This window comes from Yersinia massiliensis CCUG 53443 (assembly GCF_000312485.1).
GTDB classification, from domain to species: Bacteria; Pseudomonadota; Gammaproteobacteria; order Enterobacterales; family Enterobacteriaceae; genus Yersinia; species Yersinia massiliensis.
In genome coordinates this window covers 185347-197263 of record NZ_HE997645.1, presented here as the reverse complement: position 1 = coordinate 197263, position 11917 = coordinate 185347, and the positions used below count along the sequence as shown (strand labels likewise).

Here is an 11917-nt window from a genome sequence, read left to right as displayed (position 1 = left end):
GAGAAGGGTGCTAAGACTATCTTGATTGCATCTACATCTCTGACGCAAAATAACGCCCCATTGTAATAACCTTATTATTTCTTAGGCGAGGCTGAGAAGCTAAAAATAGGGGTGTCAACTCTGCCATCAAAATAGCCTGTACTGGATTATTCCCATTAACTAATTAAATGCCCCCTCATGTAGAGTCATTTTTGTCACGAAACAATGATGAAGTTAAGCTAAAATCATAAACCAGCAACACAATCAAAGCAGCCAGAGTTGAGACTATACACGATCTAAAATTCCGAATAAATTATTTTATTCAGCCTTTAACACCATCTGTAAATAATTTTACGATACAAATAGTCGCGGATGTAATTTTTTATTGGTATTTTAGGTCGCATATGAATTGGTTTTTAAATTAATGCTTCAGGTTTTTCGGTCAAATTGGCGTATTATATTTTTTTATTTTTGTGTGATATAGAACTGCCTCTAAAAAATTCTATTTTTCAATCCTGTTCTTAATAAAAACTGGTTTGACAAAAAAAGTGATCGCATATTAAAAAATCAATCATGATAATTTCATATGTAAACAGGATCTTGAAGTAACGGAATTTCAATTAAATTAGGGTAATAAGAATGAATATTAGCCACCCCTGTCACACCAGTGATAATGGGGTTCTACGTCGTCGTCGCCGTAATTTCCGATAAGGCTGATTTTCAGTATATTCAGGATGCGTGGTAATGGTAGATGCAGCCAGCGAACTCGAAGCCAAGGAGAGTGGCTTTCGGATTGGCTTATATTCACACACCATCTTTTGGTGCTCGAACAACCAAAGTTGAATATCTATAAAGTGATTTTATAACAATAAATTAATGCAGATATCTCATCTTAAAACCGTTCCGTTTTTCATGTTATCCCGTTTGCGCAATTCATCATGAGAATTATCCGATTAACGTTCGGTGGATTACTCTAAATTTACGAACAATGAAAATCATAATGGTCGCAAATTACAAATTACAAAGTTCATTGGTCTAATTAAATTTGAATGATTGAAGTGTTATATCGAAAAACATTAGTTAGCCAGACGTTTGTATTGAATAGTTTCTGTATTTCGGGATAATGGGCGGCATGGATAAAGCCTGTCATAAGTCAATGTTTTTATATTCGGAATGGAGGTTTTATTCATGGACGAAATTCTAATTGAGCGATATTAGGCTTTGCAAAGAGAGCCTTGTTAAGTGTGTTTAAGAAGCACATGTTTAAATTAAAACAGATACGGAATAAATTATGAAACTATCAAAAATTATACTGGCATCGGCCATCACTATGGCTTTTGCTCTTAATACTAATGCTGCTGATTATGGTACACATAATGGTACTGTCACTTTTAACGGAAGAATTCTTGAGACCCCATGTTCTGTTTCTCAAAACGATTTACAACAAACGGTGGAGTTCGGTGAAATCAGCAAGGCCGTTCTTGAAAGTGGCGAAACGTCAAATATTCGAACATTCGATATCACACTAAAGAATTGCACCTTTGATGTTAGCACGACGACAACGATTGTTTTCAACGGTGGTACCGCTACCGGTACGAATGATCGATTGGCTTTGAACGGGGGCGCGACCGGTGCGGGCATTGCTGTTGAATATGCAGGCAGTAAAATTAAGTTTGATGGCGAAACACCTGCTGTCGATCAATCAGTACTGGCAAATGGGGATAATAACTTCACTTTCACTACCTATGTAGAAAAACTCCCAAGTGCCACTGCTATCAATGTCGGTGAGTTTTCAACTACCGCCAATTTTGTTATTTCCTATATATAAAATATAAACAGGAACCTAATGGCACGGACGCCCCTGAAATAATTATGGAGAGAAGAATGAACTCATTTTTTATGATGAAAGATTTAGGTGATTTATTAGAGTTTTTTATTGATTTATAAATTTCGCCATTCCCTATCAATAATATTATGTGTACATAATTTAAATTTTGGTGCCATTATTATGTTGAAATTACTGTTCAGCAGAAAAAAGTGGATCTTATTGTATTTCAGCGTTTCTTATTTTCCGCTGGGTGTTTCAACGCTGTATGCAACAGAATTTAATATTAATGTTCTGGATGTAAATGAACGCCAACAAATTGACCTAAGTCACTTTACTGATCCTGATTATGTTTCCCCAGGCGAGTATCTGTTGTCTATCAGGGTCAACACGCGAGAAATTCAGCAACGTAAGGTGCGATTTCTGCCTTCGGGACCCGATAATAACAAGTCGACAGTCTGCATTACGCCTGATATTGCCGACAAATTGGCATTAAAAAAAGAAGCTAGCAGCCAAATTGTTCTGTGGAATAACAATGAATGTGCCGATATCACCTTCATCCCTGGCGTGAAGATTTCTAACCGTATCGGTATGGGGAATTTGGATATTACGGTTCCTCAAGCTTGGCTGCGCTATAGCGATGAAAATTGGACCCCGCCTGAACAATGGGATTCGGGGATCAAGGGTATCCTTCTGGACTATAACTTGGTCGGTACGGTACGACATAATGCCAATAACATGGGATCAGAACGTTACCTTAGTAGCAATGGCACGACGGGCTTTAATCTCGGTGCTTGGCGTTATCGTGCCGATTATCGGTATTATCGGCAACAATCCCGTTCAACTCAGCGGGACCAGTTCTCTTGGGAGCAATACTATGCCTATCGTCCACTGCCGATGATGTCTGCAGACCTGCGATTGGGCGAAATGTTTTCCGGCAGTAACCTGTTTGATAGCTATCGTTTTACAGGGATTACGTTAGAAAATAATGACAATATGTTACCTCCTTCCTTACGGGGCTATGCACCGGAAGTGCGGGGCATTGCACAATCGAATGCCAGAGTAACCATAACCCAAAACGGGCGCGTGATACGTGAAACGACTGTGCCGGCTGGCCCCTTCGCGATCCAGGATCTCAGAAGTGGGATTAGCGGCACTCTGGATGTCGCCGTCACCGAAGAAGATGGTTCCGTTTCACGTTTTCAAACGGAAGCGGCTAATCTTCCCTTCCTGACACGCCCTGGGCATGTCCAGTACAAACTGTCAGTCGGGCGTCCATCGAATACCGATCATCATTTTCAGGGACCGGTATTTTCTTCTGCCGAGGCTTCTTGGGGGCTCAGTGACTCATGGTCAGTCTATGGGGGGTCGTTACTGTCCGAAAGTTATCAGTCCTGGGCGACAGGGGTAGGAAAAAACCTTTATTTACTCGGAGCCTTGTCCGCTGATGTCACACAGTCTCGTGCCTCGTTGCCACAAGAGTCATCAACACTGCTGGGACATTCTTTTTCTCTCAACTGGTCCAAACTCTTTGAAAGTATTGATAGCCAGGTCAATTTTGCAGGGTACCGTTTTTCTGAAAAGACATTTATGAGCATGCCTCAGTTTCTGTCGGCGCTGAATCACGACTATTCCCAACAAAATGAAAAAGAGCGCTATACCATAACGGTGTCCAAAAACTTTGCCTCGCAGGGAAACAACACGCTGCTGAGCGGGATGTCTACTCACCTGACCTATACCCACAGCACATTTTGGAATGTGGCTAAACAGGATCGCTACGGGCTCTCTTTAAACAAATATTTTGATCTCGGGGAAATCAGAGGCGTTACCGCTAACCTTTCCGCCTATAAGACAACGTATAACCAGCGTACTGATGACAGCGTTTATTTGGGTCTCTCTATTCCACTGCGAGATAGAGAACGAGTGAGCTACAGCGCAAGCAGCTTCAACAATAATGTTAATCAAACGCTCACTTACTCGAATAATCGTGGGCCTGACGCTAATTGGAGCTTGGCCACTCGCTATAACAGCGAAGAAAACAGCTATCTCAGCGGCAATTACAATCATCAAGCATCTACCACGGATGCCAGTATCAGTATGGCTTGGCAACAAAGTCGTTACACATTCTTGAGTGGCTCATTACGCGGTGGAATAACAGCCACGGAGCACGGCGTGGCCGCTCATCCACCAGGACGTTACGGTGGAACCCGTATCATGGTCGATACTGATGGGCAGCCTGGCGTATCTTTTTCCCAAAGTCGCGTCATTACCAATCAGTCAGGGTTGGCCGTTATTGCCAATACAAGCAGCTATTATGATGTTTCTACGCGGATAGACCTCCAAAAACTGCCCAAAAATTTCGAGGCAACCACCACTGTATTGCAGGGGACGCTGACGGAGGGGGCTATTGGTTATAGAAAGTTCAACGTGGTCAGTGGGGAAAAAGTTCTCGCGACCATTACCCTTGAAAACGGCCAATCACCCCCTTTTTCCGCTCGTGTAAGAAATAGTCAAGGTCATGATGTGGCGATGGTTGCTGATCAAGGAGTGGCCTACATCACCGGCATTTCTGGCAACGAAACATTATCTGTTATCTGGGACGGAAAGCCACAGTGTCAAGTCACACTACCTGCCTCTGTCGGTTATTTAGAACAATTATTATTACCTTGTAAATAAAACAAGTGCAGCATCACGCAGTACCTGGAGAATAAATATGAAGATCCCTTTACCATTACTCCCTGTGAGTTTATTGGTTGGCAGCCTGTTGGTATTAGCTGATGCCAACAGCGCTATCAACCTCGATCGTACCCGCGTCATTTTTAATGACAATGAACAATCTATAACGGTGATGTTATCGAATCAAAATGCTGAAAGCCCGTTCCTTGCGCAATCTTGGTTAACGGATGAAAACCGCAATAAAATATCAATGCCCTTGATGGCACTTCCAGCGCTGCAGCGTATTGAACCCAAAGGGCACAGTTTGATCAGTTTGGTAAAAACAGGGCAATTGGCACATTTACCACAGGACAGAGAGTCACTGTTTTATTTAAATGTGCGGGAAATCCCACCGAAACCGGATAAAGCCAATGTATTACAAATTGCCATTCAGTCTGAAATTAAAGTCTTTTACCGACCACAACCTATTACACCCGCGAAGGGTGAAGTTTGGCAGCACAGGTTGAAAATTATAAAGTCCGGCAAACAATTCAGGATTGAAAACCCAACGCCTTATTACGTCACGGTGAGCAATATTTTGCGCCAAGCCAAGAATACGACCCCAAATCCGGTACGCCTGTTAGAGGGCAACGCTTTCATGGTCCCCCCGCAGGGGAATATCAATGTGGATGTAACTAACGGCAGGACGGATAAATTTTATCTGTATTACGTTAATGATTTCGGTGGTCACACGGAGTTACCTTTTACTTGCACACAAAATCTCTGCCAGCCCTCCCTTTTGTGATGCAGGTATGGATACCCTGTAGTTTCAGTTTTTTTCTGAGGCTATCTATGTTCGTTTCAGTCAAAAAATAAAGGAATGCCCTATGCTTTTTCTACCCACGGAGGGGCTACGAGCCATTATTTCTGGCGCTGGCCTGTTACTTGGTAGCCTGTTGTCGTTCGATGCCCTGGCTCTGGAATGCCATCTGGGTACGGTGACTGGCACAGTGAATGATTATGAAGATATCGGCGCGCTAAAAATACCCACTACTTTGCCGGTGGGGAGTCGGTTGTGGACCTCCAAAAGCTTCACCCGTACTCTAGCCTGCTGGGCTTATAAAAGCGTCGAATCTAGCGGTGAAATGTCTTATTTTTACCCTAACCCAGCAGGCGGTGTTATTGGGGAAGGTATCGGGATCGGGATTATTTATAACGGCCTCGATTTAGGCGTTATAGCTAATGGTGGTACAACCGCTTCACGTGTTAGTACGGGTTCCTGGGTCAATCCAGGGCCAAGTGGCATCGCCCCTCCCGCAAAACCCACCTTGCTGAACATCACGGTACAACTTTATCTGGAAAAGACGGGCGATATTACTGGGGGTATCGTAGGTGTTGACTCACTAAGAGTGTTTCAGATTGATGGCGTGGGTGGAGTTAACAGCATACCGAATAGTAACTATGGTTTAACGCTTTCGGGTTTACATAATATTGAGGTGATGCAGTGCTCAGCGATCATTACGGTTTCACACAACAATTATGTCGAATTTGGCCCAGTAAAGTCTTGGAACGATGCCAGTGCGGGCGTTGTGGCTGAGTCAACATTTCACGTTAACGCTTCAACGGACGGTGGAGATGATTGCGATAGAGGATTTGATTTAAATATTAATTTCGATGCCGCAGCATCAGGAAATACGCTGCTCGGCCTTGATGGAATGGATATGGGCAATGGTTCAACGTTAAAAATAGAAGATGATTTTGCAAACAGTGTGAACTTTAATGAGTTTGCCCCTTTTATCGATCAACTGACCCCTTTGAGCGGTATTGTTGAACGAGTTTATACGGCACGTTTATATGCTTCAGGCCCGGCGGTACTTGGTGATACTGAGAAAAATATCATTTTGCGCTTTAACTACAACTAACCCACTGCACGCATTTACCACTACGTTTTATGAAGAGACACAAAATGAAAATAGATTTTTCCTACTTAGTGCGTTTATCTGCGTTCTGTATCGCTGTTTTGGCGTCAGGGAATGGACGGGCGGAAGGTACGATAATCTCGGATACGGCAGTCACGTTCCACGTCCAAGTGGTAAGTGCCGCTTGCAACATTCTGGGTGACGATAAAAACATTATCGTTGAGATGGGCGAGACATCAACTCGAGAATTGCAAACCCAACAATATGGGCGTTGGCATTCATTCAATCTAAACCTGTCAGAGTGCAACACGGATACATTCCAGAATGTATCCGTTCAGTTTTTAGGTACGGAAGAAACGCGACTTCCAGGTCGCCTAGCTCTGGACAGCAGCTCAGGGGCTAAAGGTGTGGCTTTAGGCATTTACTATGGTAATAATATGCTTGCTATTAACAGCGCCTCAGATTGGCTCCCATTAACGATTGGCGGTAATACAATCCCATTTCTTGCCCGTATTGAGAAAATAGCAGACCACGCATTGCAACCCGGTGATTATACGGCAACGACACATTTCAAGTTTAGTTACCTCTGAAGAGATAATGCGACAGAGCCGCTCCACAATCCAATTTGCCATCACAGCCGCAAAGCGGTGAATACCCACCGATGGATTAAGATGAAGAGCCCACGCCAGAAAGCAAAAAACCAGCTTTTAAGCTGGTTTCTTTAAATAGGGTGCCCGAACTCAGAATCAAACCAGGCAAACTGTTTTACCTGTATCGCCAGAGTGGCAGTCTGGTGTGCAATGTCGAGTATACCCTATCTAATTTACCGAAGTAACAGAGTGCGATAATATCCATATAAATAAAAAGGTATTTTTTATCCCTATTTCGCTATGGAGAGACAATTTGAAATGGAAATTTATCTTGGTTTAGCTCTGGTGAGCTTAGTTGTTATCTGGGCTATTATCACTTACAACCGTTTTATTGCTCTGCGCCGCTATAAAGATGAAGCCTGGAGCGGGATTGCAGTACAATTAAAACGTCGCCACGATTTGGCCCCCAACCTGCTAAGTCTTGTTGAGCGCTATGCGCAGCATGAAAAAGAATTGTTGGAAGAGATCTCCCGTCAACGTAGCCATATGCAAGGCAGTACCAGCCAAATAGCTCAAAATGAACGCGCGTATTCAGGCATTCTGGGCCGCGTCTTTGCTTTGGCAGAAGCTTATCCAGAGCTGAAAGCCAATGAAAACTTCCTTTCTTTGCAGCAATCACTTGCGGATATTGAAGAGCAGTTGCAGATGGCTCGCCGCTATTACAACGGAACTGTACGAGATTTAACTATTTCAGTGGAGTCCTTCCCCAGCTTATTGATAGCAAAACTGTTTGGTTTTAAGGCAGGTGCATTCTTTGAGCTAGAGGATCCTGAGGATGCTAAGTTACCACGGATGGAGTGAGGTTATGGCAACGTTGCTTGCAGTGATTCGTCGAGGTTGGTGGTTACTTCTGATACTGGGGAGCCCCTTATCACTCGCTGAAACACAAAATATCTCGGTGAGTGAAGTCAGTGTGGCACCCGCAGGGGGGCACGAGGTTGAACCTGATTTTCCTCAAGATCCGTGGGTGGCACCGAGTGTGGGTGAGCATATTTTACTGTTTGATTCACAAGTTTATTTTGCTGAAGATGGCACAATGCTGGTTGATGAAAATATTCAGGTTTTATCAACTGGGGAGCAAATTAAACGCGGAATTTTCCGGACGTTACCACTGAGTTGGCAACGGCCTGATGAGAAGATTTTCAATGTTGACTATCAGATAAAGCAGGTGCTACGCGACGGCGTCTCTGAGCCTTTCATCGTCGATAAAAATAGTAAGCGGCTTAAATTACAGATTGGCAGTGCTGACCATCTTCTCTCGCCCGGTATCTATCACTATAAAATTCAATATAAAGTCCGTAACCATTTCAGTCGCTTTCCTAATTGGGATGAATTGTATTGGAATGTCACGGGTAATGGGTGGGATTACCCAATTGATAAAATACGTTTTAGCTTGCAGTTACCTGAGCAAGCAAAATTTCTGACCTCTACCGGTAAAGATAGTCGCTTGAAATCAATCGATGTGTATACCGGACCCGTGGGTTGGAAAGGGGATAATGCTCGGGTTCTGGCCGATGGCAGTGTCGAGACGATACAACCAATGGGCAAAGGAGAAGGGCTTACCGTTGCCTATACCTGGCCACGAGACATACTGGCCGCGGCCCCAGCACCACAAGCAGTTTCTCCATGGCGTCATATGCTCCTGCCAACGATGCAAACCTGCGTATTGTGGATCCCATTGTTATTGCTCGCTTTCTATTATCTTTCTTGGTGGCGGAAAAATGTTATCACTCCTCAATTAAAGATGCCGACAGTGGTGCCGTTGTACGCAATTCCTAAGGGATTCTCGCCAGGTTATGCCCGCTATGTTAATCAGCGTAATTATGATGATGCTGGTTTTACTAGCGATCTGTTGGATTTAATTGCCAAACGAGGAATGGCAATTACGCAAAAAGTGAGTCAAACCAAGCCGCGCGGATTATTCAACCGTACTTCGGTGGTAGAGCAATGTCTCACTCGTCTGCCCGAAAATGCCTCTCAATCATTGACTGTCGATGATAGAAAAATACTGAGTTTGCTGTTTCCCGGTAAGAATGGAAAAATTAATCTCAGTAAAGCTCACCAGAAACCGATGCAAAATGCGCGCAGGGAACTGGAGAATCGTTGTGTGAAGCAACAGGCCGCCCTGTTTTGCAACAGGGGGAAAACCCTTTGGTTAGGTTTGTTCATTACACTGCTGACACCGGTACTTTGTGGCGTGTTTTTCGATGTTGGAATGGCAATAGTGACAATATTTATCCTGCTATTTCTTTGGCTTGGCGTCATATTGCTCTCTTTCCCACTAAGATTTTTGTTTAATCCAAGAGCCGCTTTAAATCGCTGGAATGGCTTCGCTATCTTTTTTGCACTGCTGGTGGGCACACCTATCACTCTTATGTGCGGCTTTGCTCTATTCTCGCTACATTCGTCACAGGTGATCCCAGCAGGATACCCAGGGGCACTATTGGGTTGTGCGCTGCTATGTTTGCTGTTTGCTATCAAAGTCCCACGCTATAGCCAAAAAGGGCTGAATAGCTTGGCGATAGTCAACGGGCTGAAGAGGTATCTCAGTGCTGCGGAAGAGCACCGTTATGAAACACTTTATCCACCGGACAAGTTGGTGGCTCATTTTGAAAGTATGCTGCCCTATGCTTTGGCATTAGATGTCGGTAAAACTTGGGCGAATACCTTTACGCAATATCTTATTAACCATAACGTTATGTCTGAAGTTTTCGATGATGTTGATTGGTATAAGATAAATAATTTCGGTCAATCGTGCCGAACATCATCGATGTCGGCACCCAGTCCAGTCAGCCGCTCAAGCTCCAGTTCAAGTTATAGCTCCAGTTCGAGTGGCTCAGGATCTTCTGGCAGAGGTTCGTCAGGTGGAGGGGCCGGTGGTGGTGGCGGTGGTGGTTGGTAGACCCATCAAACATTCATCGAGGAAAAAGAGCCGGGCGAAGAGATTGTCTGCCGGGATGGAGGCACCCGTAGCCGGGCCGCTATTCATCGGTAACTCGTCTGGGATATCAGTACCTTCCTCAATCAGGTTCTAGATTTTCAACCGCAGTCCGGCAGTAATCAGTCGGGGTCATACCGCTAATACGGAGAAACTCGCGATGAAAGTTCGATTTGGTGACTGCATTAATGGCGGCCTTTTCGGCAGTAACAATCGTTTGTTTAAGCTCTGAAATTCCCACTGATGCTTTTGTCAGCCATAGCGACGGCTTTATCATTCAACTCGACCAATAGCCACGCAGTAAGAATGCCAAAATCACCAACAGCAAAAGGGAAATACTATGTCTAGTGTTAATTCACCTATCGAAGGCACCACCATGATCGCAGGCACCCTGTATGGTGGGGTTGCTTTTTCTCAAGAGAACCAAAACATCGTTGGCAAATCCACCCCGGTTCATATCGTTCATTGTGGCAATAACGTAATGGTCTATGACGATGTTGTTTCTGCTACTGGCGACGTGGATTTTCCCAACTCTGGAGGGAGAATCGCCACAACGGGCGAGAATTCGCATATCCAGGGGGGCGACGCATCACGGACCTCCTCACTCGGTTACTCTTCTTCTATCCTGCTTGAATATAACTTCACTAATGCCGAGCAACTGACATTAAGCCAAGCGATTGCCAGTACTGCGGGAACTAATGGTGCTATTACCACCGCCGCTTATGTAACGGACTCGATTTTAATCGCGGCAGGGGATGAAAGCCAAATTACCGATCGTGGTCACAACAACGTGCTTTTCTCGGGGGGGACTGATAGCGCTATTTACGCCGATGGTGGAAACGGTGTGATTATTTTCGCGGCAAAAAATCCGCGTTATTTTACCCTCAATGAGCAGGGTGTTGCTGCTATTGCTTGGCACGATGGTATTCGAGCCCGTGTCACAGTGGTTTATGAGGGGGAAAACGGGATTGAAAAAGATCAGCTATATAAGCTAGATGAAAACGGTAATGTTGTCGCCATCTGATCTAGTCAGCGGTTGTCGTTAGGAGCGCCAACCGCTCAGCACATCCGATACTCATCGATGCTGTCGCAATACTACTCGGAATAACCTCTGACGTTTTTGCGCGCTGTTCTCCCTTTGCTGCATCCTATGGCCACCGTCGCAGTGATTTGAAAGGAGTACCGTAAAGATCGCATATTGTTCGCGGGTCAGTCCACTGGACCGCGAGGGGGCTCATAGACCTGCCTTTCTGTTCAATGTGTTTTGTCAGTCGTGTTTCCAACGGCGTGTTTAAGTGTCTGGATAGCCATATCCACAATGGCCATCAGTTCCTGTTTTGTTGCCCCATCCCGTGCCTGAATGGACATGCCTTGGATGATGCAGCCCAGATACTGTGCCAAAGCCTCGCTATCAGTATCAGGTTTGAATTCGCCTGCGTCGATAGCGCGATCAATCCGGGATCTGAATGTTGCCACTGCGGTCTTGCGTAGTTGCGCGACGTATTTGACTTCGTCCTGATTCTCGGCCGCGCAGGCTAGGGTGGCCATCGAGACCATGCAGCCGCGTGGTCGTCCAGATTTGCAGAACTCGGCAGCCGATATCTTAAGCATCTGTTCGAACCCAGTTAAAGCGGAGGTTTCCTCTTCCAGAACGTATGTCGAGAAGGCGCCTATGGTTTGCTGGTAGTGGTTAAGAGCTTCGTGATACAGCACCGATTTCGAGCCGAAAGCAGTATACAGGCTCTGTGGCGTGATACCCATTGCGACGGTGAGATCGGTGATAGACGCGCCTTCGTAGCCCAGCTTCCAGAATGTCAGCATGGCTTGGTTAAGCACGGTTTTCCGGTCGAAACTCGGAGGTCGCCCGCGGCGGCGTGGCTGGCATTTCTTATTTATCACAGTGGTCACTATTGAAAATAAATCCTAGCTAATATAGATTTGTGGAATGGTC

The 11917-nt window shown here is 45.0% G+C and carries 9 protein-coding genes; 8 read left to right on the top strand and 1 reads right to left on the bottom strand.

Annotated elements, in window-relative coordinates:
- The first annotated feature begins 1270 nt into the window (after window positions 1–1270).
- The 8 genes from BN68_RS13480 to BN68_RS13440 all read left to right on the top strand — a co-directional run bounded on the left by BN68_RS13480 (window position 1271) and on the right by BN68_RS13440 (window position 10990).
- Complete coding sequence (locus tag BN68_RS13480) at window positions 1271–1807, top strand: fimbrial protein (protein WP_019211681.1); 537 nt, start codon at window positions 1271–1273, stop codon at window positions 1805–1807.
- 180 nt (window positions 1808–1987) lie between these two features.
- Window positions 1988–4480, top strand: a complete 2493-nt coding sequence (locus BN68_RS13475; RefSeq protein ID WP_019211680.1) for a fimbria/pilus outer membrane usher protein — start codon at window positions 1988–1990, stop codon at window positions 4478–4480.
- Window positions 4481–4517: 37 nt separating this feature from the next.
- A complete protein-coding gene (locus BN68_RS13470; RefSeq protein ID WP_019211679.1) occupies window positions 4518–5264 on the top strand; it encodes a fimbrial biogenesis chaperone in 747 nt (248 codons plus the stop codon).
- 82 nt (window positions 5265–5346) lie between these two features.
- Complete coding sequence (locus BN68_RS13465) at window positions 5347–6381, top strand: hypothetical protein (protein ID WP_019211678.1); 1035 nt, start codon at window positions 5347–5349, stop codon at window positions 6379–6381.
- 44 nt (window positions 6382–6425) lie between these two features.
- Window positions 6426–6968, top strand: a complete 543-nt coding sequence (locus tag BN68_RS13460) for a fimbrial protein (protein ID WP_019211677.1) — start codon at window positions 6426–6428, stop codon at window positions 6966–6968.
- Window positions 6969–7286: 318 nt separating this feature from the next.
- Window positions 7287–7829, top strand: coding sequence for a LemA family protein (locus tag BN68_RS13455; protein WP_019211676.1), 543 nt, complete (start codon window positions 7287–7289; stop codon window positions 7827–7829).
- A gap of 4 nt (window positions 7830–7833) precedes the next feature.
- On the top strand, window positions 7834–9930 hold the full coding sequence (locus tag BN68_RS13450) for a DUF2207 domain-containing protein (RefSeq protein ID WP_019211675.1): 2097 nt from the start codon (window positions 7834–7836) through the stop codon (window positions 9928–9930).
- Window positions 9931–10306: 376 nt separating this feature from the next.
- Window positions 10307–10990, top strand: a complete 684-nt coding sequence (locus tag BN68_RS13440) for a hypothetical protein (protein ID WP_019211673.1) — start codon at window positions 10307–10309, stop codon at window positions 10988–10990.
- A gap of 230 nt (window positions 10991–11220) precedes the next feature.
- Here BN68_RS13440 and BN68_RS13435 read toward each other — a convergent pair whose 3' ends face one another.
- Complete coding sequence (locus tag BN68_RS13435; protein ID WP_019211672.1) at window positions 11221–11802, bottom strand: TetR/AcrR family transcriptional regulator; 582 nt, start codon at window positions 11800–11802, stop codon at window positions 11221–11223.
- Between the last annotated feature and the right edge of the window lie 115 nt (window positions 11803–11917).

Coding starts and splice junctions, on each gene's coding strand:
- BN68_RS13440 (WP_019211673.1), top strand. CDS start 10,307: ATGTCTAGTGTTAATTCACCTATCGAAGGCACCACCATGATCGCAGGC.
- BN68_RS13480 (WP_019211681.1), top strand. CDS start 1,271: ATGAAACTATCAAAAATTATACTGGCATCGGCCATCACTATGGCTTTT.
- BN68_RS13450 (WP_019211675.1), top strand. CDS start 7,834: ATGGCAACGTTGCTTGCAGTGATTCGTCGAGGTTGGTGGTTACTTCTG.
- BN68_RS13455 (WP_019211676.1), top strand. CDS start 7,287: ATGGAAATTTATCTTGGTTTAGCTCTGGTGAGCTTAGTTGTTATCTGG.
- BN68_RS13465 (WP_019211678.1), top strand. CDS start 5,347: ATGCTTTTTCTACCCACGGAGGGGCTACGAGCCATTATTTCTGGCGCT.
- BN68_RS13470 (WP_019211679.1), top strand. CDS start 4,518: ATGAAGATCCCTTTACCATTACTCCCTGTGAGTTTATTGGTTGGCAGC.
- BN68_RS13475 (WP_019211680.1), top strand. CDS start 1,988: ATGTTGAAATTACTGTTCAGCAGAAAAAAGTGGATCTTATTGTATTTC.
- BN68_RS13460 (WP_019211677.1), top strand. CDS start 6,426: ATGAAAATAGATTTTTCCTACTTAGTGCGTTTATCTGCGTTCTGTATC.